A 26,969-nucleotide genomic window follows, 5' to 3' on the forward strand; every position below is an offset into this window, starting at 1 on the left:
TTAGTGTTGTTCTACTGGCTCGTTTGGAATTGCAGCTGAAATTGCTAGTACTAACACAGCAAGAACAACTGAGAAAATAGACGCTTGGTTAAAGTCGTATGTACCGCCAGTCATAGAGCCGATTACATAGCTCATCATATGTACAAGTAAGAACGACCAAATTAATGCCCAAATGAAACGCATATTTTACACCTCTATTCGTTCAATCTGTCCTTATTGTAACACAATTGAAAAAAGAATATAGAAAAATATTTGTAGATTTTTCAACGCAAATTTGCATTCCGTTCATACATTATAAAAGAGTGGTTTTATATGTTTAGAAAATAAGGCGGGGGAAAAATGAGTATTACGGAACGTTTTTTTTACTTAGAAAAAGAACCATGTGTCATTTATTTACCGGAGAAGCCAAATGGATTTTCTGTTATGCTCCTCGGTGATTATAACTACTTTATTGAGAATGGTACAAGTTTATGGACACAGCATGCGGGTAGATCTTATTTTTTACATGGCCTTATTGAGCAAGGCTACACAGTCTTTTCTTCTAATTTATACGGAAGACATTGGGGAAACGACCAATCTGTTCGTCTAGCGAAACGTTTATATGACGTTGTGTTGAGAAAAGAGACATTGAATGCGAAAATGCACATTATGGCAGATGGTATGGGAGCACTTGTAGCACTCGAAATGATGAACAAATACCCTGAGTGTATACGCTCTGTCATTATGTTAAATCCGTGTTTAGATTTACCAGAATATGTGGAGTTTGAGAAAGAGCATAAGTTTTTTTACAAGAGACTCGTGAAGGAATTAAGTTTGGCGTATGATGCCAAAGAAGAAGAATTAGAATCAAAAATAAATAAGAAATCATTTACGCTTCTTCCATCTTGTGTACCTGTTAAAATTTTCGTATCAACACAAGAAAAAAGAGGAAGAAAACAGCAGTTGCGTAGATATGAGAAAATGAGGCAACTAAATCAATGTGATACTTCTGTCTTGTTCCATCTGCAAGATGTGAAATATAAAATGGTTAGGCAAACGACCGATTTCTTTAAAAAATATGAAGAAGAATTATGAAGCTCCCATATACATAAATGAGGAGCTATTTGTTTCAGAGGGAAAGGGTTGGTGGTATGGAACGCGTGCTAATTGTAGGTGCACTTACGTTTGTAGGTTATCACCTTGTAAATAAAATGATTGCAGAAGAAGTGGAAGTATATGGTCTTGATTTTGATGAATTCGATAGTATGACGAAAATTAATGAAGAGAAGTTATTATTAATTGGGCGAAATGCATTATTTACGTATTATTCGATAAGAGATGAAGATGGATGGAGATCGGTTGAGGAAGAGAGATTCGATACTGTTTACTTTTGCTTATATGAGCCAAATCAGCAAAGTGGATTTCGGAATGAAAGAGTCATATTACAATATTTAAAGCGAATTATAAGAATGTGTGAAGAACAAAAAGTGAAGTTAAATTTAATTTCTTCTATTGAAGTAGGCAGTACAGATGAATCCGAAAATAAGCGACTATTTTTGAAAGTAGAAGAAGGATTGAAAAAAGGGAATTTACAATATAGTGTATTTCGAGTTCCAACATTATATGGACCGTGGCAACCGTCCTTTATGATGTTTCATCAGCTTATTTTATCAGAATTAGGTGAAAAAGAGTGCCGTTGTACGATTGAGGAAAAGGGGAATGATTTACTTTACGTTGAAGATGTATGTGAATACTTATGGGAAAATGGAACGAACGGGGCGCATCTTGGTATATACAATTTACTTAGTGGTAAACAGTCATTATGGGAAAAAGGTATGAATCTTTTACGCGCGGATGATAAAGTAAATAAAAATAATAACGAAGTAAGAGATGAGGCTATCGAGGTAATTTCAATAAAAAGAAATACTCCGTTAGAATACGGTTTAAATAAGCAACTGGCACACATGAAAAAATATAAAGAGTTATACGAAGGGTAGTACGCGTGTTACACTATTGTATGTGAAAGTTTTAATGGAGAGGAAGAGCATAATATGAACGAAAAAAGCATGCAGTTTTTACAAATCGCAATGAAGCATTTACCGGAAGCAAAGGCAATTTTAGATGATAATGGAATTGCACTTGATATGGAGAAGGCACAGCCGGTGTTAGAGTTGTTAATGAAAGTTATGAACGAGGCCTATGAGCTCGGGAAAGCAGATAAAGAATAAAAAGAATAAAAAGCATCTTTTTAAGATGGAAGAGAGGCCCGAACCGTGGATAGAAGCGGTCAGGGCCTTTTTTATTCTCGCCTGGGGGAAAACCAGAGATATGAAGAGGATAAAGGAAAAGTAGTGAGGAGAACTCTCTAGTTTAGAAGGAAAGCAGATGAAGAATAAAAAGCATCTTTTTAGATGGAAGAGAGGCCCGAACCGTGGATAGAAGCGGTCAGGGCCTTTTTTATTCTCGCCTGGGGGAAAACCAGAGATATGAAGAGGATAAAGGAAAAGTAGTGAGGAGAACTCTCTAGTTTAGAAGGAAAGCAGATAAAGAATAAAAAGCATCTTTTTAAGATGGAAGAGAGGCCCGAACCGTGGATAGAAGCGGTCAGGGCCTTTTTTATTCTTGCCTGGTGGAAAACCAGAGATATGAAGAGGATAAAGGAAAAGTAGTGAGGAGAACTCTCTAGTTTAGAAGGAAAGCAGATAAAGAATAAAAAAGCATCTTTTTAGATGAAAGAGAGGATCGAACTGTAAATAGAAGCGGTTTGAGTCTTTTTATATTTGAGAGGTATGTTTCCGTTTCTTTTAATGAAAAATAACGTGAATAATGCGTTAGCTTTCTGTTTTATGCGAAATATATTCTAGACAAAAATACATTTATGTTTTAAAATTAGTACCAAGTCATAATAATTGATATAAAACGGAGGGCTGCGATGTGAACGTGGGCATTTTAGGGATCGGAAGATATGTGCCAGAAAAAGTAGTCACAAATCACGATTTAGAGAAAATAATGGAAACATCCGATGAATGGATTCGTACGAGAACGGGAATTGCAGAAAGACGCATTGCCGATGATACAATAGATACTTCATATATGGCCGTAGAGGCTTCTAAAAAAGCACTTGAAGATGCAGGAATTAGCGGAGAGGATATCGATCTTATTTTAGTAGCAACAGTAACACCAGATCGTGCTTTTCCAGCAGTTGCTTGTGTAATTCAAGAAGCAATAGGAGCGAAACATGCAGCCGCAATGGATTTAAGTGCAGCATGTGCTGGTTTTATGTACGGAATGATTACAGCGCAGCAATTTATTCAAACAGGAACGTATAAAAATGTATTAGTAGTTGGTAGTGATAAACTATCTAAAATTGTAGACTGGAACGATCGAAATACAGCAGTACTATTTGGAGACGGAGCCGGTGCTGTCGTAATGGGAGCTGTTTCAGAAGGTAAAGGCGTTCTATCTTTTGAATTAGGAGCAGACGGAAGTGGCGGCAAGCACCTTTATCAAGACGAGTATGTTATGATGAATGGCAGAGAAGTGTTTAAATTTGCCGTTCGTCAACTTGGTGATTCTTGTCTTCGCGTTTTAGATAAAGCTGGTCTTACGAAAGAAGATGTGGATTTCTTAGTACCGCATCAAGCAAACATTCGTATTATGGAATCTGCAAGAGAGAGGTTAAATTTACCACAAGAAAAAATGAGTATGACGATTGAGAAGTTCGGTAATACATCAGCTTCTTCAATTCCGATTGCAATGGTAGAGGAATTGCAAAACGGACGTATTCAAGACGGTGATTTAATTATACTTGTTGGTTTTGGCGGCGGATTAACATGGGGAGCAGTCGCTCTTCGTTGGGGTAAATAAGGACTGAGAGAAAAAAAGGAGTGTATTTTGTATGGAAAAAAAGAGGGTCGTAATTACAGGACTAGGAGCTGTTACACCGGTCGGAACAGATGTTGAAACAGCGTGGGAAAACATTAAAAAGGGTGTATCTGGAATCGGGCGACTTACAAGAATTGATCCAGAACTATTTCCAGCAAAAGTAGCAGCGGAAATTAACGACTTTGAAGTCGAGAAATATATTGATAAAAAAGAAGCGCGCCGTATGGATCGCTTTACACAATATGCAGTGGCAGCAGCGAAAATGGCAGTTGCAGATGCAAAACTTGAAATTACAGAAGAAAACGGACCTCGAATTGGTGTATGGATTGGATCTGGTATTGGCGGTATGGAAACATACGAAGAACAATTTAAGATTTTTACTGAGAAAGGCCCACGCCGCGTGAGCCCATTCTTCGTGCCGATGATGATTCCAGATATGGCAGCAGGTCAAGTATCAATCGCAACAGGAGCAAAAGGAATTAACACTTGTTCTGTAACGGCTTGTGCATCTGGTGCAAACTCAATTGGTGATGCATTTAAAGCAATTCAGCGTGGTGATGCTGATGCAATGATTACAGGCGGAGCAGAAGCGCCGCTAACAAGTATGGCATTCGCAGGATTTAGCTCAGCGAAAGCATTAACATTTAATGAAGACCCAGCAACGGCTTGCCGTCCATTTGATAAAAACCGTAGCGGTTTCGTAATGGGTGAAGGCTCAGGTATTCTAATTCTTGAAGAATTAGAGCACGCATTAGCACGCGGTGCTCACATTTACGCGGAAATTGCGGGTTATGGTGCAACTGGAGATGCATTCCATATTACAATGCCTGCTCCTGGTGGGGAAGGCGGAGTGCGTGCAATGCGTCAAGCTTTAGCTGATGCAGGCCTACAGCCAGAAGATATTGATTACATTAATGCGCACGGTACAAGTACTGATGCGAATGAAAAATATGAAACGATGGCAATTAAAGAAACTTTCGGTGAGCACGCGTATAAAGTAGCAATTAGCTCAACGAAATCAATGACAGGTCACTTATTAGGAGCAGCTGGTGCTGTTGAAGCGATTTTCTCTATTAAATCAATTACAGACGGAGTAATTCCTCCAACAATTAACTATGAGACACCAGATCCAGAATGTGACTTAGATTACGTCCCAAATCAAGCGAGACACCAAGAAGTAAATGCAGTATTAAGTAACTCATTAGGATTTGGTGGTCATAACGCAGTGTTAGTATTTAAATCGTATAAATAATCGATGAAATAAGGAGTTTTTTCGCAATAGATTGCGAAAAAACTCCCTTATTTATTTTTACGCCTTTTTCTCCTGTAGCATATACATAAGAAAAAGGAGGGATAAAGATGGGGATTGTTGAAACAGCTGAATGGTTACATTTATATTATGGACGGCCAGAAAAACTTTGTGAGAAATTTACGAAGTATATTCCGTTGCCAAAAGAAAGGTTGTATCGCTTTTTAATTTCAAAAGGGATGTATCGCCCGATCATGCGCGGAGAAAAGGAAATTAAAGAATTAGAAGAAAAGGAAATTTGGAAAGAATTGAGCCTGGAGTATGATAAACTGAAAAATTGGTTAAAAGGTCCAGATGTCCCTGTCTTTATTTTATTATCAGATTCCTATAATCAAACTGTACAAGAAGAGTATAACGGTAGGGCTGGATTATCTATGCGTCATGTTATTTTCTTATTCGTATGTGGGCGGAATTCGGTAGAAGAATTAAAAGTGTTATTGGCGCATGAATATCATCACATATGCAGGTTACATCAAATTGAGACGAAAGAAACAGAATATACATTACTTGATACGATGATTATGGAAGGGCTAGCGGAACAAGCAGTAACAGAAAGGTATACAGAAAAAAACAATGCACCGTGGACGGCGTATCTTTCAAAAGAAGAGGCTGTTTATTATTGGAAAAATGTTGTACATGAAAGAATAAGTATAAAACGAGGAACAAGGGAACATGACATCTTATTAAATGGCTTTCACTCTTATCCGAAGATGCTTGGCTATGCGCTTGGATTTCATATTGTCAAAGATTGTGTAACTTTGGAAGGAGAAGATACACTTTCTTTATTATCTATAGATGCAAAAGAAATATTGAATAAAGCAAATACATTTCATATATAAAAAAACAGGAATTCTATTTCCTGTTTTTTTAGTATTAATAGAAGAAAAAATAATAATTAGAATATATTTCCTCAAGTGGAATAAAGTTAAGCAAAAATGAACATAATGATTGGTACAAACAGTAGTGAAGTGAGGGGTAGTGAATGTTATATCTACATGATGTATGGGTAAATTGGTTTGAAGGTGAAGAAAATGGGTATAACGTTTGTCATTTTTACGAATGGCGGAAAGATGATACGATTGAGCTATTAGATCAAGTGCCATTATTAAAAGTAGATGCCACATTATATCATTACATCGAGAACGAATTGTTAGAGCTTCCGCAAAAAATGCTGAAGACGTACATCATAAGGCTTATATTCGTAAAAATCATGAACGTTTGCAGCAAGAGTATTGCTTTGTTGTTACAGAATGGAAAAGGAATTATTGCGATTGACACAATTGGTTACAATGTACCAATTCGCAAAAGTAGACTTATACCACGTCAAGAGCAGATGGTATATGAGATGGTAGAAAACGTACAAGCAGAAAAGTATGAGTTCCAAGTAGAAGAAACAGAAAAAGAACATCATATTTTATCACCATCGCCTTTCATTATGAATGGCTTGACTCGTAAAGAAAGACAGCTAAAACAATTATTATTTATGGCGTTAGATCAATTACATACAACGAAAAACACAGCAGAAATTCGCTATTGGTTCACAGAGTGGGATCCATCAGCATATGGAATGGTTCAACATATGGAATTTGAAGATATTTGGGCTAAGCTGTATGATGAAGCGAAAACAGGCTGGTCTGATAAGCACGAACAATTATGCGAGCGTCTCGTAAAAGGACAGCCATTTTTTGAAAAGTTATGGGAAATGGAAAATGAGCAAAAGGTAAATTAAAAAACCGCCAATTGGCGGTTTTTTAATTTTGTAGAAATCTAGTTCCAGCGGCAAGAATGTTCGGTGGCTTCGCGCCTTCACATTCTAAACGAGCCGCCTCCGCTTTTTGTAGAAATCCAGCTCCGGCAGCGAGCTCTTCGTGTCTAAGAACCTTCCGCATAAGAAGACAAAAAGCGTCTTCTATGCGAAAGAACCTTATCCAGTCAGAGCTGAACGAGCTGCCTCCGCTTTATATGTAATCTAGCTCCGGCTCCTAACCCTTCGCGTCTAAGAACCTTCCCCACAAGAAGGTAAAAAGCACCTTCTGTGGGAAAGGTTCTTAGACGTCAGGGCTAAGCAGTCGCCTCCGCTTTATATGTTACCTACGTTTTCTGCTTAGTCCCATTGCGTTTTCTACTTTGCGTAGTTGTTTGAATGCAACGCGGTTTGCTTTTTCTGCACCTTTGTCTAGGATTTCGTCTAGTTCTGGTGAGTTGATTAGTTCGTTATATTTGTCTTGGATTGGACGAATAGCTTCTACGACTACTTGCGCTAGGTCGCCTTTGAAGTCGCCGTATCCTTTTCCTTCGTACATTGCTTCGATTTCTTCAACTGTTTTTCCAGAGAATGAAGAGTAGATTGTTAATAAATTAGAGATACCAGGTTTGTTTTCCTTATCAAATTTCACAATACCTTCAGAGTCAGTTACAGCACTCTTAATTTTCTTTTCAATTGTTTTTGGCTCATCAAGCATACTAATCATTGATTTTGGATTCGGATCAGATTTACTCATTTTTTTCGTAGGCTCTGTTAATGACATAACGCGAGCTCCTACTTTTGGAATGCGAATTTCAGGCATTGTGAAGATTTCGCGGTAACGTTTGTTGAAACGCTCTGCTAAGTCACGTGTTAATTCGATATGTTGCTTTTGGTCATCACCAACCGGCACGATTTCAGTGTTGTAAAGTAAAATATCAGCAGCCATTAATGGTGGATACGTAAGTAATCCAGCTGGAACTGAATCTCTACCAGAAGCTTATCTTTATATTGCGTCATACGTTCTAATTCTCCAACGTAAGCAACAGATTGCATGATCCATCCTAGTTGAGCGTGTGCTGGTACTTCTGATTGTACAAATAAAGTAGCTTTTTCAGGATCGATGCCGCATGCTACATAAAGTGCAGCAAGACTGCGGATGTTTTTACGAAGCCCGACGGGATCTTGAGGTACTGTAATCGCATGTTGGTTTACAATACAGAAATAACAGTCGTGTTCATTTTGAAGCTCTGTAAACTGCTTCATTGCTCCTAAATAGTTTCCAAGTGTAATCGTTCCACTTGGTTGAATACCAGAAAAGATAACTGACATAAGTAATTCCTCCTAAAATAGAATGCGTGATGTGGGGAAGAGAAGGCAAACAAAAAAGCCCATTCATCCCAAAAACTATAGGGACGAATGGACCGTGGTACCACCCTAATTATTTCACTACTGTGAAATCTCTCTAATCCATAATAACGTTTGGATATAACGCCAAAGCCTACTACTTTCGGTTCGGTTTGGTGCTCAAAAGCCCATTCCATACTGTACAATTACTTGTTCACACCAACCACAAGCTCTCTGAAATTGCCTCAATATGTACTCTTCTTTATCATCGCATACATATAAATTTATTTATTGTTACTTGAGCTCTTTTAATATGAAAGAACTAAAGTTTTATAACAAAATGTTTTGCTGATTATTATATCATATGGGATAGTGTTTGCAAACTACATCAAAATAGTAAAGCTAATGAGGGTCGAGAACAACCCAAGGAAGATACCTGTAATACAAATTGGATATGTCCATTTGAATGAATATGTTTTATAAATACGTTCTTTCTTATCTGTAGGTTCCTCGACTTCTTCAATTAAAGAGTCAATCTTTTTGTTCGTACCAAATACTCTTTGGAATGCGTAAATGGTTACATTGAAAAAACCATTTTGAAATATGTATAAAAAACCGCCGATAAGAATAAAAAACAGTGCAATATAAAACAAAATGTTGACAAAGTTCAACAAAAATTGAGATGAAATGAGGAATGCGCCAATACTAGAAGCAATCATCGCTATAAAAATTAGTATACAAGTATGAAAAAAAACTTTATTCAAAATATTCCCCTCCGTCAAAATATTACTAGAATTATTATACTATAAAAGCTATAATAAGTACTAGGATTAATTTTTTGAAAATTATACGCAATTAAAGGTCTGATTTTAAGATGATGGTAGCAATGTTAATGTATCCCTTTACGAAAAATTAAAAATATAAATATTTTATTAAAAATTTTAACAAAAAAACAAAAAACTATATTCACAATTGTTATATTATATGTATAATGAAAATTGTAGAAACTTGGAGATTATTCTTTCAATTCTACTTTTTAACAAGTGAGGGTACAGGAAGTGCAATTAGGGGAGGCAACACAACATGAAGAAAAAGATACCGTTATTACTTGCATCAACTTTAACTGCAAGTATGTTGCTTAGCGCGTGTAGCTACCAAAAAGATGACGCAAAAGCAAAAGGGAAAGAGAACGCTACGAGTAGTAGTAACGGAAAACAGATTCTTAATTTAACAGAGTTATCTGAAATTCCGTCAATGGATGCATCATTGGCATCTGATTCTTCATCTTCTACAGCATTAAATAATACGATGGAAGGTTTATATCGTATTGGCAAAGATCAAAAGAGAATGCCTGGAGTTGCAGAAGATGTCGAAAAGCTAGATGATGGGAAGAAATACATATTTAAATTAAGAAAAGATGCGAAATGGTCGAATGGGGAACCTGTAACAGCTAAAGATTTTGTGTATTCATGGAAAAGAGCAGTAAATCCAGATACAAAAGCAACGTATTCGTACATTATGTTCGATATTAAAAATGCAGAGAAAATTCATAAAAAAGAATTACCTGCTGACCAATTAGGTGTAAAAGCGATTGATGATTATACATTAGAAGTAGAATTAGACAATCCCGTTCCTTACTTTATCGATTTAACAGTTTATCCAGTATTTTACCCACTAAATGAAAACTTTGTAAAAGCACAAGGGGATAAATTTGGTTTAGAGGCAAATACAACATTATATAACGGTCCATTCGTTATGAGTGATTGGAAACATGAACAAAGTTTCCAATTCAAGAAGAATCCTTCATATTGGGATAATAAAACGGTTAAAATCGAAGAAATCAACTTTAATATTGTAAAAAATACAGCAACTGATGTAAATTTATATGAGACAAACGCGATTGATCGAGCGGCTTTAACGTCTGAATTTGTTGATAAATTTAGAAAAAGCCCAGAGTTCCAAACAAGAAAAGAAGCAGGGGTTGCTTACTTAAGATTTAACCAAAGTAATCAGTACTTAAGTAATAAAAACTTAAGAAAAGCAATTTCAATGTCCTTTGACCGTGATAACATTGCAAAAGTTATTTTAAATAACGGTGCAATTGGAGCTTACGGATTTGTTGGAAAAGATTTCGCTGAAGGTCCGAATAAAAAAGATTTCCGAGCTGAAAATGGAAAGCTAGTTGAAACAAATCCAAAAGAAGCGAAAAAGCTTTGGGAAACAGCGAAGAAAGAGCTTGGAACTGATAAAATCGAACTAGAATTCTTAAACTTTGATAATGAAGATGCTAAAAAAGTTGGGGAATTCTTAAAAGGTGAGATGGAAAAGAACTTACCAGGTTTATCAATTAAAATTAAACAGCAACCATTCGCACAAAAAAATAAATTAGAAGATTCTCAGCAATATGATATTGCGTTTGGTATTTGGGGACCAGATTTCCCAGATCCAATCTCATATTTAGATATGTTTGTTACGAATGGTTCTCAAAATAAAACAGGGTATTCTAATCAGAAATATGATGAGTTAATCCTAAAAGCTAAAACAGATACAAAAGATTTACAAGCTCGCTGGGACAACCTTCTAGAAGTAGAGAAGATGTTAATTAAAGAGGATGCAGTTATCACTCCAATCTTCCAAAAAGGTTCAGCGTATGTAGTAAAAGGTGCCGTAAAAGATATTATCCCAATTAACTATGGTGGTAAATTAACTTACAAATGGGCATCTGTTGAACAAAAATAATCTTTTTTTCCATCGTTTACAAGGGTATATGCCTATGATGGGCATATGCTCTTATTTTAAAAAAATAAAAGTAAGAATATTTTAAACTATCTTATTGCTTTTGAGAAAAACGGGGAGGTGCTTGATATGGGACGTTATGTATTAAAACGTTTCGTGTACATGGCTTTGACATTATTTTTAATTACTACACTGACTTTCTTTTTGATGAAATTACTTCCGGGTTCTCCGCTTAAAAACCAGGAGAAGCTATCACCGGCACAAAAAGAAATCATTCTTGAAAAATACGGATTGAATGATCCGGTACCAGTTCAATACGCACGTTACTTAGGTAACCTAGCAAAAGGTGATTTAGGGGTATCATTCCAATATGATAACCGCCCAGTAACAGACATGATTGTGGATCGTATTGGACCATCAGCCCAATTAGGTTTACAAGCGATTATATTAGGAACATTTATCGGTTTAATTTTAGGTATTGTTGCCGCACTTCGTAATAATACGTGGGTAGATTATAGTGCAACAGTTATTTCGGTACTCGGAATGTCGGTACCATCATTCGTATTCGCCGCATTACTGCAATATTTCGTAGGGGTAAAACTTGGCTGGTTCCCAGTAGCATTCTGGAAAGGACCAGAGTTTACTGTAATGCCTACAATTGCATTATCGATGGGAGTTATCGCAACAATCGCACGTTTCTCTCGTGCAGAATTAATTGAAGTTATGCAAGCCGATTACATTTTAACAGCGAAAGCGAAAGGAATTAGCCAAGGCGTTATTATTGTCAAACATGCACTTCGTAATGCGTTAATTCCAGTTGTAACAATTTTAGGACCAATGGTTGCGGCATTAATTACAGGAACACTTGTTATCGAGCAAATTTATGCTGTACCAGGACTTGGGGAACAATTCGTTAAATCGATTACTTTAAATGACTATACAGTTATTATGGGAACTACGATTTTCTATAGTGCAATCTTCATTTTAGTTATTTTCATTGTCGATATTTTATACGGAATTATTGATCCTCGTATTCGTTTAGCGGGAGGGAAAAAATGATGAAAGATGTACAAAAATTATCTCCAGATTTATTTCAACAAGCCAATCAAAATAATGTTGATAATGAAGTCATTGCCCGTCCAAGCCTAACGTTTTGGCAAGATGTAAGAAGACGTTTATTCCAACATAAAGGTGCGATGCTTGGCCTTGTATTATTAGTTATCATTGCACTATTAGCGATTTTTGGACCGATGGTAAGTAAACACTCGTATAAAGAGCAAGATTTAGGTCGAGCGAAATTACCACCAAAAATTCCAGTTATTGAAAATGTTCATTGGTTACCATTTGACGGTACAGATCAATATGGTGTTGACCAATATGAAAAACGTGATATTAAAGAGTACTTCTGGTTTGGTACAGATGATCTTGGCCGTGACTTATGGACAAGAACATGGGAAGGTACACGCGTATCATTATATATCGCTCTTTTAGCAGCAGCAATTGACTTAGTAATTGGGGTTGCATACGGAGGTATTTCAGCATTCTACGGCGGTAGAGTAGATAACATTATGCAACGTATTATGGAGATTATTAACGGTATTCCATACTTAATCATCGTTATTTTAATGGTAATCATTATGGGATCTGGTATTTGGTCAATTACACTCGCGATGGCGATTACAGGTTGGATAGGGATGTCGCGTATTGTTCGTGGACAAATCTTAAAGTTAAAAAACCAAGAATATGTATTAGCATCTCGTACATTAGGTGCAACAAATACACAATTAATTGTGAAACATTTAATTCCAAACGTAATGGGACCTATTATCGTAATGACAATGTTTACAATTCCATCAGCGGTGTTTGGTGAAGCGTTCTTAAGTTTCATCGGTTTAGGAATTCAGCCGCCATTTGCGTCACTAGGTTCTCTTGTAAATGATGGTTATAAATCTATTCAAACGTATCCGCATATGATGTTCATCCCTGCGGTTGTCATCAGTATATTAATTTTAGCGTTTAACTTAATGGCAGACGGATTACGCGACGCGTTAGATCCAAAAATGCGTAAGTAAAAGAGGGGAGAGGCAAAGATGAAAACATTGTTAGAGGTAAAAGATTTACAAGTCTCCTTTGATACACATGCAGGTGAAGTACAAGCTGTACGCGGCGTTACTTTTGATTTGGAAAAAGGAGAAACATTGGCGATTGTAGGAGAATCTGGTTCAGGGAAATCAGTTACTTCTAAAGCGTTAATGGGATTAATTCCGAATCCTCCTGGACGCATTAAAAATGGTGAAATCGTATTTGAAGGTCGTGACTTAACGAAATTAACAGAAAAAGAAATGCAGCAAGTACGCGGTAAAGATATCGCGATGATTTTCCAAGATCCAATGACATCATTAAACCCAACGATGACAATTGGAAATCAAATTATGGAAGGTCTAATTAAACACCAAGGAATGAGTAAAGCAGATGCACGTAAAGTTGCTTTAGAATTAATTGACCTTGTAGGTATTCCAAATCCAGAAGCTCGTTTAAAACAATATCCTCACCAATTCTCAGGTGGTATGAGACAGCGTGTAGTTATTGCGATGGCGTTAGCTTGTAACCCGAAATTATTAATTGCCGATGAGCCGACAACAGCGCTAGACGTTACGATTCAGGCGCAAATTTTAGAACTTATGAAAGACATTCAGCAAAAAACAGAAGCAGCAATCATTTTCATTACGCATGACTTAGGTGTAGTAGCAAACGTTGCGGACCGAGTGGCAGTTATGTACGCTGGTAAAGTTGTTGAAATTGGAACTGTAGATGAAATTTTCTACAATCCGAAACATCCATATACTTGGGGTTTAATCGCATCTATGCCAAGTTTAGATGGTTCAGAAGAAGAGTTATATGCAATCCCTGGAACGCCTCCAGATTTATTGAAGCCGCCAAAGGGAGATGCTTTTGCCCCACGTAACCCACAGGCACTGAAAATTGATTTTGAAATGGACCCACCTTTATTTAAAGTAAGTGATACGCACTATGCGGCAACTTGGTTACTTCACGAGCAAGCTCCAGAAGTAAAACCGCCAGCAGTCGTTGAAAAACGCATTCTTCAAATGAAAGCAGGTGAACAACATGACTAAACAACGTGAGAAATTAATTGAAGTAAAAAATGTAAAGCAGCACTTCGACGTGAGTGGTGGTGTTGTCAAAGCGGTTAATGATATTTCATTTGATATTTACCGCGGAGAAACATTTGGTCTTGTAGGAGAATCAGGTTGTGGTAAATCGACAACTGGAAGAACGATTATTCGTTTATATGATGCAACTGCTGGTGAAGTATTGTTTGATGGTGAAAACGTACATGGTAAGAAATCACGCGCAGAACTGAAGAAATTCAACCGTAAAATGCAAATGATTTTCCAAGATCCATACGCATCATTAAATCCTCGTATGACAGTAGGGGATATTATCGCAGAAGGTATTGATATTCACGGATTAGCGAAAAGTAAAAAAGAGCGCATGGACCGTGTTCATGAACTATTAAACACAGTTGGTTTAAATAAAGAGCACGCAAACCGTTTCCCACACGAATTCTCAGGTGGACAACGTCAGCGTATCGGTATCGCTCGAGCGCTTGCTGTAGACCCAGAATTTATCATTGCCGATGAGCCGATCTCAGCACTTGATGTATCGATTCAGGCGCAAGTTGTAAACTTACTGAAAAAGTTACAAAAAGAAAAAGGTTTAACATACTTATTCATCGCCCATGATTTATCAATGGTAAAATACATTAGTGATCGTATTGGTGTAATGTACCGTGGCCAAATCGTTGAGTTAACAACAAGTGATGAATTATATGCGAATCCAATTCATCCATATACGAAATCACTATTATCAGCGATTCCACTTCCAGATCCAGATTATGAGCGCAATCGTAAACGTATCGTATATGATCCATCACAGCATAATTATGGTAGTGAAGCACCAACAATGCGTGAAATTCGCCCGGGACATTTCGTACTATGTTCGGAAGCGGAGTACAAGAAATATAAAGAGATTTATCAATAAGAAAAAGAGCCATTCTTCTGTTATGGAAGGATGGCTCTTTTTCTACTATATAAAAGAATTGTATACATTTGTCGGTCAGTCGATATATTTAAAGAATCGCCGATATAAATCTCATGTATCATTAGTGATATCCATATGCAAAATTACTGAACTTGAACAGAAACATTCTCCTCTTGTTCTTCAGGTTTAACAAGTGCATAACGCTCCCATGCTCTACTTTTCCAGCGGAAGAACATAATAATGGCACGTGTCCATTCGTCGATGGCGATTGCTAGCCAAATACCAACGAGCCCCATATCTAAATGAAAGGCGAAAAAGTAACCTAGTGGTAAACTCATTAACACCATAGAGAATGCACCGATTAAAACAGGATATTTTGCATCACCAGCTGCACGAAGCGAATTAATGATGACGATATTCATCGTACGTCCCGTTTCAAGTAGTACACTTAGTAAAAGAACACTTGCGCCTAACCCGATAATGTACGGATTATCTGTAAACAGTCCCATTAATTGTGTACGGAATGTAATAACGAGAGCGACCATACATAAAGTTACACCAATCGCCCATTTTACACTTTTCCACAAGCGTTCGTATGCTTCATCTTTTTCGCCACCACCAACGAGGCGGCCAATAATAATGGCTGTTCCCATACCAATTGCAATAGCGAATAAATAAGTGAACATAGAAATGTTCGTAGCGTATTGTCTAGCCGCTAACGATTCCGTTCCTAAATATGTTGCATAGTATAAGAAGACAATTTGACAAGCTTGATACATAACTTGCTCAAAAGCAGATGGAATCCCGATTTTTAAAATTTTTCCGATATATTCTTTTGATAAGGTGAAATAATATTGTAATTTCACACGATATTCCATAACGCGGTATAGTAACCAGAAGAAAACAATAAGCGCTATAAGTCGGCTGACAGCAGAAGAAATGGCAGCCCCTTGTACACCGAGCTCAGGAAAACCAAATTTCCCGAAAATGAGTACGTAGTTTCCAGCGATATGAATCATATTCATTCCGAGTGAAATAAACATCGCTTGCTTTGTAAAACCGTGTACACGGATAATTGCGGCTAATGAGTTAATAATAGCTTGTAGGAAGATGGCTCCTCCGACGATAGATAAGTAGTTTTGCGCATACGTTAGTACATCGCCTTGTAAGTTCATTGCGAGCATCATATGTTTCGAAAATAAAAGAAAACCAGTGCTTATAACGAGCCCAACTATTAAATTTAATGTGACGGCTAATGCTGATATTTTAGATGCTTCCATAAAGCGTTTGGAACCGAGGTATTGAGATACGACGATAGCTGCGCCGTTCCCGATGACTTCTAGTACCAAAATAGCGATATGGAGGTATTGATTCGCTGCACCAACCCCAGATACAGCATCGTCTGATAATGCACTTAACATGAAAGTATCAGCGATCCCCATTAACATAAAAAGAAAAACTTCTAGAAAAATAGGCCATGTTAATAAGAATAAACTTAATTTCTCAGTAGGCCCGTTTTTTGCCTGAATTGCTGCCATGTCCGTCCCCTCTTTACCGATATCTATTTTTAGCAAAATGTATCGTAACATACTTTCTTAACCTTTGCACTCATTTTAGCCTACATATTTTTATTATGAAGAGAGTGCTATTTTATGATAAAAACAAAAGGATAATTATACATAAAGTATTATGAGATATAAAATTCATTTTTCTCTGATAATTTAGAAAAGTATAAAAAATATTGTTTTTAACACTTTAGTAAGAATAATCAGCAATATGAAACGTTTACAAAGATTTATTTTTTAACAGGAAATTTTAATGAAATAGAAATATAAATATACAAAAAATATATTTGTGTGTATAATATGAATTATTAGAACATATATATATTTCTTTCTGTTTGAAAATGAAAGGGCTAACATTTTTATGGAGGGTGGAAGTATGAAAAAAAAGATGCCAGTTTTTGTAGTATCAACAGTAGCAATGAGCATGATGTTAGGGGCATGTAGCTACCAAAAAGATGAACCGCAAGCGAACGCAAAAGGGGATAGCGGGAAAAGCGGTGCGAAGCAAGTTATTAACTTAATTGAAACGCAAGAAATTCCAACGATGGATCCAGCGTTATCAGCTGATGCAGTTTCTTCAAGAGTAATGGGTAATACGATGGAAGGCTTATACAGTTTAGGAAAAGATGATAAGCTAGTTCCTGGTGTAGCGAAGGAATTCCAAAAATCAGAAGATGGTAAAAAATATACATTTAAATTACGTGAAGACGCAAAATGGTCAAATGGTGATCCTGTGACGGCAAAAGATTTCGTATACGCATGGCAAAGAGCGATTAACCCAGATACAGCTGCGAAATCAGCGTACATTATGTATGATATAAAAAATGCAGAGAAAATTAATAAAAAAGAGATGAGTCCGGATCAATTAGGGGTAAAGGCGATTGATGATTATACATTAGAAGTGGAATTAGATAATTCAATTCCATACCTTGTAGATTTAATGGTATATCCAATCTTCTATCCTGTGAATGAAAAGTTTGTGAAAGAGCAAGGTACGAAGTTTGGTTTGGAAGCGAATACAACGCTTTATAACGGACCATTTACATTAAGTGATTGGCAACATGAACGTAGCTTTAAAATGACAAAGAGCGCGTCATATTGGGACAATAAAGAAGTGAAGATTGAAGAAGTAAACTTTAATATTGTAAAAGATACATCTACGCCAATTAACTTATATGAAACAAATGCAATTGATCGAGCGTCGTTATTAGCGGAGTTTATTGATAAATATAAAGGAAAACCAGATTTCCAAACAGTAGAAGATACATCTGTATTCTTCCTTCGTTTAAATCAAAAAGATCCAGCTTTAGCAAATAAAAATATTCGTAAAGCAATTTCACTTGCTTTTGACCGTAAGCCATTCGTGGATACATTATTAAATAACGGTTCTAAGCCAGCAACAGGATTAATTCCTGATAACTTCATTAAAGGACCAGATAAAAAAGATTTCCGTGCTGTAAACGGGGATATTGTAAAACCAAACGTGAAAGAAGCGAAGAAATATTGGGAAGCTGGTAAAAAAGAACTTGGTAAAAATGAAATCGAATTAGAATTATTAAATGAAGATGTAGAGTTATCAAAGAAAACTGGTGAATATTTAAAAGGTGAATTAGAAAAGAATTTACCAGGTTTAACAGTAAAAATTAAACAACAACCATTCGCACAAAAACTAAAATTAGAAGATGCGGGCGATTATGTCATGTCATTCTCTGGATGGAGTGCGGACTTCCCAGATCCAATTACATATCTTGATATGTTTGTAACAGATGGGTCACAAAATAAGATGAAGTACTCTAATCCAAAATACGATGAAATCATTATGAAGGCGAAAAAAGATGGAAGCGATGTAAATGCTCGTTGGAAGAACTTATTAGAAGCAGAAAAAATGTTACTTGATGATGCTGCGATCGTTCCAGTATATCAACGTGGTAGAGCATATTTACAAAGAGATTCAATTAAAAATATGTATAACCATAAATATGGCGGCGATTTAAGCTTTAAATGGGCGTCAGTAGAGAAATAAAAAAAAAGCAGGTGATCGCCTGCTTTTTTTTTAATACGTTCGTTTCTTATAAATGCCTTTTCCGCCAACTTGGTTCCAGCCAGATTGTACATCCAAACTTTTGTTAACAAACTTCATTTTTTCTTTTCCACCAAAGAGCTTTTCGCCGATGCTATTTGTAATGACACCAATCAATGCTGTTATTCCGATGATGAGGGCAGCAACCGTAATAAAATCAATAAAAAAAGCAATCATTTGAAAACTCCCCCTTTGCCTGTCTGTATGTTTATTGTATGAGATAAAAAATGAAAAAGAAAGAAATGTCAGAAAAATATTTAATTTACTTTAGAAATCGTGTAGACAGGAGGGAGGATATTTGTTAAAATGAGAACAAATGTTCCTTTTTATTCTCATTTGTATAGTCTTACATTTCTTAATTGATTTATCAAGAAAAAGTAAGAAAACGTTCTCTTTTTCATAGGGAAGATTATAGATAAATAACTATATATTATATGAAAAATCTATGAGAAGTGAGTAGTAAAAGGATTGAAAGTTATTGTTAAAGTACAGCTGAAGTGAGCGTAATCATGTTACATAGCAGTGAAATGCACGGAAGAGTTTTCTCAACTAGCAGGAAATTTACTGTATATTTCTTGCAAAATCTATTGTATAATGATTATAGAAGTTACTTATTAAAAGTAATTGTTGTTTATTATAAGTTGTTGCTTACATGAAATGCGATTTTTGTACTTTTCAATAAGACAAGTTATCGCGAAAAATTGCTGAAGTTAGAAATTAAAACTGTATTTAGTACAGAATTTGTACTCTTTAAGGAGAGTGAGCTTTGTATGGTAACATTATATAGTTCTCCAAGCTGTACGTCTTGTAGAAAGGCGAAATTATGGCTAGAGGAAAATCATATTCCCTATACAGAACGTAATATTTTCTCAGATCCATTAACGATTGAGGAAATTAAAGAGATTTTACGTATGACAGAAAGCGGAACGGATGAGATTATTTCTACTCGTTCGAAAGTTTTCCAAGAATTGAATGTAAACTTAGAGTCTTTACCACTTCAAGATTTATATAAGATGATTCGTGACTATCCAGGGATTTTACGTCGTCCAATTATGATTGACGAGAAACGCCTTCAAGTTGGTTACAACGAAGACGAAATTCGTCGTTTCTTACCACGTACAGTAAGAACGTTCCAATTACGTGAAGCACAACGTCTTGTAAATTAATTATAATAATATGAAAACCTTCTACCTATTATATAGTAGAAGGTTTTTTTTAATGTTTCACATTGCGTAATCGAACTTGTTGTACGATAAAGCCGATGCATAAAATAGTGAAAATGAACAAATAAGGAATGCTTGTAGTGAAACTTGGATTGTTATGAAAAAAGGTTGCAAGTCTGTCTTCATGTGTAACCATTTTTCCTGCAGTATAGGCAAGAATCGCTGCACCGCAATAAATGAGGAATGGAAATCGTTCCATAAGTATTAAAATAAGTTTGCTGCCCCAAATAATAATCGGGATAGAAATGAGTAAGCCGATTATGACGAGTAAAAATCTCCCGTGAGCTGCACCTGCAATGGCAATAACATTATCAAACCCCATAACGAGATCCGCGAAAACAATTGTCCGCACAGCTTGAAATAAAGTTGTTTTTCCTTGAATAGAAGAAAGATCGTTGCTATTATCGGTTAATAAATTGACTGCAATTAATGTAAGTAAAACCCCGCCAATCAATTGTAGAAATGGAATGTCGAGTAAATAGACAGCTAGTATAGTAAGGATGATTCTTAGTACAATCGCTAAAAGAGTACCGATCAAAATAGCCTTATTTCGTTTCGATTCAGGTAAATTTCGGCTAGCTAGTGCGATGACGATTGCATTGTCACCACCTAATACAACATCGATACCGACAATCATTAGTACGGATGTTAAAAACTCTAAGTCCATTCGTCTGCCTCCATTTATGATGTTTTAATAAGCGAACTATATGTATGTGATGAAGAAAGTTGTTGTTAAATAATCTCTTCTAATAGAAGTTTCACTTTATTACAGTGTACGGGGGAATGTGGAAATGTATGTCCAAATTTTTTGTAAGTAAGAAATCGCTATAATAATATATTTATGTAGTTTATCGAGTAAAGATAGGCATATAACTATTTTTGTAAAATAAATCGATTTTATTTCCATTCTGGAGAATCTTATCATAAAATGAGAGTACAAGAATCTATTGATTTGTCATATGAGTGGGGAATCCCTTCATAACAATTCTAAGCAGGAAGGGAGAGTTGTATTTTGGATATTGAAAGAATTAATGATCATACGATGAAATTTTTTATTACGTACATTGATATAGAGGATAGAGGATTTAATCGTGAAGAAATTTGGTATGATCGCGAACGAAGTGAAGAGCTCTTTTGGGAGATGATGGACGAAGCTCGTGATCATGACGATTTCTTTATTGATGGACCGTTATGGATTCAAGTGCAAGCAGTCGATAAAGGGATTGAAGTACTTGTCACGAAAGCAGAGCTTTCAAAGGACGGACAAAAGCTGGAACTACCGATAGGGGTAGACAAAATTATAGATATTCCTCTAGATGAAGGCATCGAATCATTATTCCAACAAGAATTAGTCGAAGAGGTAGAAGAACAAACAGGAACAAACTTTAATGAAGATGGTACGTTTGGCTTTTTAATTAAATTTAATGATTTTGAAGATGTCATTTCATTAAGTCATCGTCTTATCTTTGAAGATATAAAAGATGAGCTGTATTCATTTGAGGACCGCTATTATGTATATGTGGAATTCGATGAAGTGCTACATGATGAAGAAGAAATCGATCGTATTTTAAGTATTATTTTAGAATATGGAGAAGAATCAACTTTAACAATTCATCGTGTAAGTGAGTATGGAAAACAAATTGTGAAAGAGCATGCGCTTGAAACGATTCGCAATAATTTTCCTGCTAAAACGTAGGCCGATTTCTGTAGTATGAAATCGGCTTTTTATATGAAGAATAGGAAAGCTTTCTTAGTTAGGAGGTAAGAGATGAAAAATACGTTAAAGCTGATTTTCTTTATACTGCTATTGTTCGCATTATTTGTTTCGTTACGTATGTTTATTGATGTAGCATTTTATTCAGATGTGATTGGGATAAAAGATGTTTCGATTTTAGGTATTATTAGTATTTTATTTACAGTATCTGCGTTTTTAATTGGTTGCGTTATTTTCTTAGAAAATCGACATCCATCTAAAACACTTACATGGTTAATTGTTTTAGGAATTTTTCCGGTATTTGGTTTCTTTGCTTATTTATTATTCGGACAAAATTTTCGAAGAAAAAGAATGTTCCAAAAGAAGGCGTTACTTGATGAACAGGCGTTTTTACAATATAAAGGGCATGAAGATTACGAAGAACGAATTTTACGCAATCATAAGCATCAAGAACTGTTATTTCGTTTAGCGGATCGATTAGGAGCTTTAAATATTTCATTTCAAACTGAAACGAGGACATTAACAAATGGAGATGAAACGTTTCGGGCTATTTTAAATGGGTTAAAACGAGCGAAACATCACATTCATATGGAATATTACATTGTGCGTGATGATAAATTAGGAACAGAAATTAAAGATATTTTAATACAAAAATCGAAAGAAGGCGTTGTTGTTCGCTTTTTATATGATGCGGTTGGAAGTTTTAAGTTATCGAAATCGTATATTGAAGAATTAAACGATGCAGGTGTAGAAATGATTCCATTCTTTCCTGTGCGCTTTCCGATTTTAAACGATAAGATTAATTATCGAAATCATAGGAAAATTGTTGTGATTGATGGGAACGAAGGATTTGTAGGCGGATTAAATATCGGTGATGAGTATTTAGGGAAAAATAAATATTTTGGCTTTTGGCGAGATACGCATTTGTATTTACGTGGTGAAGCGGTTCAAAGTTTACAACTTATTTTCCTTCAAGACTGGTTTTATATGACTGGAGAGGCTGTGCTAGCCCCTGAATATTTACAAGCAAAAGCAGTTGAGGGTGATCATTGGGGAGGAGTGCAGCTAGTTGCAGGTGGCCCCGATAATAAGTGGGAAACGATTAAGCATTTATATTTCGCAATGATCGCTTCTGCTCGGAAATCAATTTGGATTGCAACGCCGTATTTTATTCCGGATGATGATATTTTATCCGCATTAAAGGTTGCTGCACTTGCTGGTATTGATGTTCGTTTATTAATGCCGAGTAAACCGGATAAGCGTACTGTCTTTTACGCATCGAGATCGTACTTCCCAGAGCTTTTAGATGCAGGAGTAAAGATATATGAATACGAAAAAGGTTTTCTTCATAGTAAAATTGTCATCGTTGATTCTGATTTAGCTTCAATTGGGACAGCTAATATGGATATGAGAAGTTTTCATTTGAATTTTGAAGTAAATGCCTTTTTATATGATACAGATAGCATTCGAAAACTTGTTCAAGACTTTAAAGATGATTTAGAAGAATCAAGTGAAATTCATGGTGATCATTTTCATAAAAGACGTCTTCATAGACGAATTGTTGAATCAACGTACCGATTATTATCACCTTTATTATAAAAAGAGATGTCCGAAATTGGGACATCTCTTTTTTAAAAGGAATTTGTAACAAATTGTAGAATATAAGGAGCTGAAAGGGTGTGATTACGATATTTATCGCTAAAAGAGAAAACGGTGAAAAAATTCATTTACTCTATAATTGTAATGAAGAGCTTTTGCGCCGTATGCGTCAACAAGAACGATTCTTTTGTGTAGCTTGCGGAAAGGAAGTGCAAATGAAATTAGGGAAACAAAAAAGTTGGCATTTTGCTCATAAAAAAGTGGATTCATGTCTTGCCTTTTATGAAGCGGAATCAAAGTATCATATGCATGGTAAAGAATTGTTATATAGATGGTTCAAACGTCAAAACTTTCAGGTGGATATAGAGTACTACCTCCCAGAAATTAAGCAACGACCAGATGTTTTTGTGGAGAGGGCGGGTAGAAAAATTGCAATTGAATACCAATGTGCAAACCTCGCTATAGAGCAGCTGTACAAAAGAACATATTCGTATTGGCAAGCTGGTATACAGGTCATTTGGATCGTTGGTGGAAATCAATTGAAAAAGCAATCTGCATATTGGATGAAATTTTCCTCACTTATGGCTTTCTCCTTACAATCTTATCCTCAGCCACTTCTTATTTTCTTCTGTCCGAAACAAAAATCATTTATGAAATGTGCATTTGTCACTCCCTTTTCTACAAATGTTTTTTTCTCACATACTATATATTTACCAACTGATGCGACTACTTTTGAAATGCTTTTTTCTCCTGTTCCTTTCGGGAAAGAAAGATTGGGTGAAGAGTGGAAGAAGAGAAAGAAAAACTTTCGCCAAAATGCCTTACCGATTTGGAATTATAATTATAAGTCATTATTACGCCTCTTATATCAATTTAAATGTACCCCAGCGAGCTTTCCTTCTGAAATTGGTGTTCCACTCCCTTCTGCATTTGCTTTTCAAACAAACCCATTTATATGGCAAGCTTTTCTATATATGAAGTGTATAGGGGAGCTTACAGTGGGAGAGTGTATTTCTCTTCAATACGTGTGTAGTTATGTAAAAAGGTATACGAAAAGGCGGATACTTCCGTACTTTTCGCAGCACATATGGAAAATGGCAGTTACTGAATATATGACATTTTTATGCTATATAGGTGTTTTACGTAAAGTGAGAACTTATACGTACCGAAAAATAAGGGATGCCGTGATGTTAAAAACAGAGGAGGAAATTATGAAACATGATGAGATTTGCTTAATACATGCGCTATCTTTATTTGAGGCAAATTTTAACATGAGAGGAGGAAAAGCGGATATAATAAAGAATGATTGTGAAGGAATTACATAAGAAAAAAACGAATTGTACTTAAGTAGAGATATTTAAAGGAGGGCTTAAAGAATGTCTGAACAAAACAAAGCGAAAGCATTACCAGATCGCAACGAGATTGAAGAAGCAAGTACGTGGCGATTAGAAGATATTTTCCAAACGGATGCAGAATGGGAAAAAGAATTCCAAGCTATTAAAGAGCTATTACCGAAGTTAACTGAATTTAAAGGGAAACTTGGTGACTCTGCGGACAATTTACTTGAGGCATTGCAATATGAAGATGAAATATCAATGCGATTAGGTAAGTTATATACATATGCTCATATGCGTTACGATCAAGATACAACAAACTCTGTATATCAAGCATTAAATGATCGTGCAACAAATTTATATTCACAAGTATCTAGTAGCACAGCGTATATTGTGCCTGAAATTTTATCGATTTCAGAAGATACATTGCAAACATTCTTGAAGGAAAATAGAGATTTAAGTGTATATGAACATGCATTAGAAGAAATTACACGTCAACGCCCGCACGTATTATCAGAAGCTGAGGAAGCTTTATTAGCGGAAGCATCTGAAGTAATGAGTTCATCAAGCAATACATTTGGTATGTTGAATAACGCGGATTTAAAATTCCCATCTATTAAAGGGGAAGACGGAGAAGAAATAGAAATTACACATGGCCGTTACATTCAGTTTTTAGAAAGTGATGATCCTCGTGTTCGCAAAGATGCATTTAAAGCTGTATATGAAACGTACGGAAAATTTAAAAACACATTCGCAAGTACGTTAAGCGGAGCAGTAAAACGTAATAATTTCAATGCGCGTGTTCGTAAATATGATTCTGCTCGCCAAGCTGCACTGAGCAATAATAATATTCCGGAAGCAGTATACGATCAACTCGTTGAAACAGTAAATGACAACTTACATTTATTACACCGTTACATCGATATTCGTAAGCGTGCACTAGGACTTGATGAGCTTCATATGTATGATTTATATACACCACTTGTACCAGAAGTGAAAATGAATGTGAAATACGAAGAAGCGCAAGACCTTTTATTAAAATCTTTAAACGTACTTGGTGATGAATATGTTGATATTTTGAAAGAGGCATATGAAAATCGCTGGGTAGATGTGTATGAGAATAAAGGAAAACGAAGCGGGGCATATTCATCTGGTGCATATGGAACAAATCCGTATATTTTAATGAACTGGCATGATAATGTAAATAATTTATTTACACTTGCTCATGAGTTTGGTCATTCGGTGCATAGTTACTATACAAGAAAAACACAACCGCACGTATATGGTGATTATTCCATCTTCGTAGCAGAAGTGGCATCTACTTGTAATGAAGCACTTCTAAATGATTATTTATTAAAAACGACAGAAGATAAGAAAGAGCGTCTATATTTATTAAATCATTATTTAGAAGGGTTCCGTGGTACTGTATTCCGTCAAACGATGTTTGCAGAGTTTGAACATATTATTCATAAGAAAGTACAAGAAGGACATGCTGTTACGCCAGACATGTTAACGGAAATTTACTATGATTTAAATAAGAAATATTTCGGTGACGCTTTAGTAATCGACGAAGAGATTGGTTTAGAATGGTCTCGTATTCCACACTTCTACTACAACTATTACGTATATCAATACGCAACAGGATTTAGTGCAGCGACAGCTCTATCTAAACAGATTTTAGAAGAAGGACAACCAGCAGTAGAACGTTATATTAACGAGTTCTTAAAAGCAGGAAGCTCTGATTATCCAATTGAAGTGCTGAAAAAAGCAGGAGTAGATATGGCATCTCCTGAACCAGTAAAAGAGGCACTACAAGTATTTGAAGAGAAATTAAATGAATTAGAAGCATTATTATTTGAAGAAAAGTAATGAAAAAAGACGAGGGATTGTATCCTCGTCTTTTTGTTGAATAGATTCAATGTCGATATTTGTCGGAGAGAAAGGTGAATTTCTTTGTTTTTCTAACTGAAAGGATAGTTTTACGACTGATTTTTAAAATTAAAACCCTTTGAATCGTTTTTTATAATTGAAATAAGAGAGAGTGATAACGATGATTCCAAATAAAAGAGGTAAGGCAATAATTTTAGGAAAAGCTTGTAGTAGAGAGAGGATGTACAAGAAAAAAGAAACGATGACAGCTAGAAAGAGAAGAGCAATATAAGATTTTTTCATAAATAAACCCCCTAAATGACCTTTTTTATAGCTTATTCAAAAATGAAAACGTTTAGAATGTGACAAAAGTGTGAAATTCGACAAAAGGGGTTGTCATCTGACGTCGAATCTTGTAATATAATAAGCGTGAACGAATTCACATACAAACATATACCCCTTTGTTTGAACGTGAAAATTTCTCCCATCCCCTTTAATATTTTTATAAGCCGTAAAGAAAAAG

General features: G+C 35.8%; 25 protein-coding genes, 1 pseudogene and 1 other annotated feature. Of the genes and pseudogenes, 18 read left to right on the top strand and 8 right to left on the bottom strand.

Annotated elements, in window-relative coordinates:
• Entirely contained in the window at positions 1-183 is a 183-nt protein-coding gene (locus BC_RS05845; RefSeq protein ID WP_001211116.1) for a YjzD family protein, read from the bottom strand.
• A gap of 156 nt (positions 184-339) precedes the next feature.
• Between BC_RS05845 and BC_RS05850 the strand changes: the two genes are divergently transcribed.
• From BC_RS05850 to BC_RS05880, 7 genes are all read left to right on the top strand, one after another.
• Positions 340-1,074, top strand: coding sequence for a hydrolase (locus tag BC_RS05850; protein ID WP_000028712.1), 735 nt, complete (start codon positions 340-342; stop codon positions 1,072-1,074).
• Positions 1,075-1,103: 29 nt separating this feature from the next.
• Positions 1,104-1,976, top strand: coding sequence for an NAD-dependent epimerase/dehydratase family protein (locus BC_RS05855; RefSeq protein ID WP_002164601.1), 873 nt, complete (start codon positions 1,104-1,106; stop codon positions 1,974-1,976).
• Between the two features lie 54 nt (positions 1,977-2,030).
• The gene (locus BC_RS05860) at positions 2,031-2,207 is read left to right on the top strand and encodes a ComZ family protein (protein WP_001986215.1); all 177 of its coding nucleotides are present in this window, start codon (positions 2,031-2,033) and stop codon (positions 2,205-2,207) included.
• Between the two features lie 706 nt (positions 2,208-2,913).
• The gene (fabH, locus tag BC_RS05865; protein WP_001100547.1) at positions 2,914-3,846 is read left to right on the top strand and encodes a beta-ketoacyl-ACP synthase III; all 933 of its coding nucleotides are present in this window, start codon (positions 2,914-2,916) and stop codon (positions 3,844-3,846) included.
• Between the two features lie 31 nt (positions 3,847-3,877).
• The gene (fabF, locus tag BC_RS05870) at positions 3,878-5,116 is read left to right on the top strand and encodes a beta-ketoacyl-ACP synthase II (protein ID WP_000412656.1); all 1,239 of its coding nucleotides are present in this window, start codon (positions 3,878-3,880) and stop codon (positions 5,114-5,116) included.
• Between the two features lie 107 nt (positions 5,117-5,223).
• Complete coding sequence (locus tag BC_RS05875; protein WP_000513272.1) at positions 5,224-6,012, top strand: DUF2268 domain-containing protein; 789 nt, start codon at positions 5,224-5,226, stop codon at positions 6,010-6,012.
• Positions 6,013-6,155: 143 nt separating this feature from the next.
• Positions 6,156-6,902, top strand: a complete 747-nt coding sequence (locus tag BC_RS05880; RefSeq protein WP_011109911.1) for a YjbA family protein — start codon at positions 6,156-6,158, stop codon at positions 6,900-6,902.
• 22 nt (positions 6,903-6,924) lie between these two features.
• On the opposite strand, the gene BC_RS27575 is transcribed toward BC_RS05880, so the two are convergent.
• The 3 genes and pseudogenes from BC_RS27575 to BC_RS05890 form a co-directional block, all read right to left on the bottom strand.
• A complete protein-coding gene (locus BC_RS27575; RefSeq protein WP_001233403.1) occupies positions 6,925-7,062 on the bottom strand; it encodes a hypothetical protein in 138 nt (45 codons plus the stop codon).
• A gap of 198 nt (positions 7,063-7,260) precedes the next feature.
• Positions 7,261-8,249, bottom strand: a pseudogene (gene trpS / locus BC_RS05885) (tryptophan--tRNA ligase).
• A gap of 76 nt (positions 8,250-8,325) precedes the next feature.
• Positions 8,326-8,542, bottom strand: a binding site (T-box leader).
• Between the two features lie 105 nt (positions 8,543-8,647).
• Positions 8,648-9,028: a DUF3899 domain-containing protein gene (locus tag BC_RS05890; protein ID WP_001044997.1), complete on the bottom strand. Its 381-nt coding sequence runs from the start codon at positions 9,026-9,028 to the stop codon at positions 8,648-8,650.
• Between the two features lie 319 nt (positions 9,029-9,347).
• Between BC_RS05890 and BC_RS05895 the strand changes: the two genes are divergently transcribed.
• From BC_RS05895 to BC_RS05915, 5 genes are all read left to right on the top strand, one after another.
• Complete coding sequence (locus tag BC_RS05895) at positions 9,348-11,003, top strand: peptide ABC transporter substrate-binding protein (protein WP_000727217.1); 1,656 nt, start codon at positions 9,348-9,350, stop codon at positions 11,001-11,003.
• A 126-nt stretch (positions 11,004-11,129) separates the two neighbouring features.
• Positions 11,130-12,059: an oligopeptide ABC transporter permease gene (gene opp3b / locus BC_RS05900; RefSeq protein ID WP_000534167.1), complete on the top strand. Its 930-nt coding sequence runs from the start codon at positions 11,130-11,132 to the stop codon at positions 12,057-12,059.
• Positions 12,056-13,072 carry an oligopeptide ABC transporter permease gene (gene opp3C, locus BC_RS05905; protein WP_000974106.1) on the top strand — a complete coding sequence of 339 codons (1,017 nt, stop codon included), beginning with the start codon at positions 12,056-12,058 and terminating at the stop codon, positions 13,070-13,072. The genes opp3b and opp3C overlap by 4 nt, the downstream gene beginning before the upstream one ends.
• 18 nt (positions 13,073-13,090) lie before the next feature.
• Positions 13,091-14,134 (top strand): ABC transporter ATP-binding protein, encoded by a 1,044-nt coding sequence (locus BC_RS05910; RefSeq protein WP_000854337.1) that lies wholly within the window; start codon positions 13,091-13,093, stop codon positions 14,132-14,134.
• Entirely contained in the window at positions 14,127-15,062 is a 936-nt protein-coding gene (locus tag BC_RS05915; RefSeq protein ID WP_000166348.1) for an ABC transporter ATP-binding protein, read from the top strand. The genes BC_RS05910 and BC_RS05915 overlap by 8 nt, the downstream gene beginning before the upstream one ends.
• A 143-nt stretch (positions 15,063-15,205) precedes the next feature.
• Here the strand turns inward: BC_RS05915 and BC_RS05920 are convergent, their stop codons facing one another.
• Complete coding sequence (locus BC_RS05920) at positions 15,206-16,651, bottom strand: MATE family efflux transporter (RefSeq protein WP_002182545.1); 1,446 nt, start codon at positions 16,649-16,651, stop codon at positions 15,206-15,208.
• A 352-nt stretch (positions 16,652-17,003) separates the two neighbouring features.
• Between BC_RS05920 and BC_RS05925 the strand changes: the two genes are divergently transcribed.
• Entirely contained in the window at positions 17,004-18,650 is a 1,647-nt protein-coding gene (locus BC_RS05925; RefSeq protein ID WP_000728609.1) for a peptide ABC transporter substrate-binding protein, read from the top strand.
• Between the two features lie 30 nt (positions 18,651-18,680).
• Here BC_RS05925 and BC_RS05930 read toward each other — a convergent pair whose 3' ends face one another.
• Positions 18,681-18,884 (bottom strand): hypothetical protein, encoded by a 204-nt coding sequence (locus BC_RS05930; protein WP_000559971.1) that lies wholly within the window; start codon positions 18,882-18,884, stop codon positions 18,681-18,683.
• 593 nt (positions 18,885-19,477) lie between these two features.
• Here BC_RS05930 and spx point away from each other — a divergent pair.
• Positions 19,478-19,873 carry a transcriptional regulator Spx gene (gene spx, locus BC_RS05935; RefSeq protein ID WP_000258267.1) on the top strand — a complete coding sequence of 132 codons (396 nt, stop codon included), beginning with the start codon at positions 19,478-19,480 and terminating at the stop codon, positions 19,871-19,873.
• A 49-nt stretch (positions 19,874-19,922) separates the two neighbouring features.
• Here spx and BC_RS05940 read toward each other — a convergent pair whose 3' ends face one another.
• Entirely contained in the window at positions 19,923-20,597 is a 675-nt protein-coding gene (locus tag BC_RS05940; protein WP_000362607.1) for a TerC family protein, read from the bottom strand.
• Between the two features lie 345 nt (positions 20,598-20,942).
• Here BC_RS05940 and mecA point away from each other — a divergent pair, with 345 nt between their 5' ends.
• The 4 genes from mecA (at position 20,943) to pepF (ending at position 26,446) form a co-directional block, all read left to right on the top strand.
• Entirely contained in the window at positions 20,943-21,626 is a 684-nt protein-coding gene (gene mecA, locus BC_RS05945) for an adaptor protein MecA (RefSeq protein WP_000350713.1), read from the top strand.
• 72 nt (positions 21,627-21,698) lie between these two features.
• Positions 21,699-23,243, top strand: a complete 1,545-nt coding sequence (locus BC_RS05950) for a cardiolipin synthase (protein WP_000799194.1) — start codon at positions 21,699-21,701, stop codon at positions 23,241-23,243.
• 80 nt (positions 23,244-23,323) lie between these two features.
• A complete protein-coding gene (locus tag BC_RS05955) occupies positions 23,324-24,568 on the top strand; it encodes a competence protein CoiA (protein WP_000628317.1) in 1,245 nt (414 codons plus the stop codon).
• 51 nt (positions 24,569-24,619) lie between these two features.
• Positions 24,620-26,446, top strand: coding sequence for an oligoendopeptidase F (pepF, locus tag BC_RS05960; RefSeq protein ID WP_000003348.1), 1,827 nt, complete (start codon positions 24,620-24,622; stop codon positions 26,444-26,446).
• Positions 26,447-26,575: 129 nt separating this feature from the next.
• Here the strand turns inward: pepF and BC_RS27580 are convergent, their stop codons facing one another.
• Complete coding sequence (locus tag BC_RS27580) at positions 26,576-26,749, bottom strand: hypothetical protein (protein WP_000750355.1); 174 nt, start codon at positions 26,747-26,749, stop codon at positions 26,576-26,578.
• Positions 26,750-26,969 lie beyond the last annotated feature (220 nt).

The sequence above is a fragment of the Bacillus cereus ATCC 14579 genome (assembly GCF_000007825.1).
GTDB classification, from domain to species: domain Bacteria; phylum Bacillota; class Bacilli; order Bacillales; family Bacillaceae_G; genus Bacillus_A; species Bacillus_A cereus.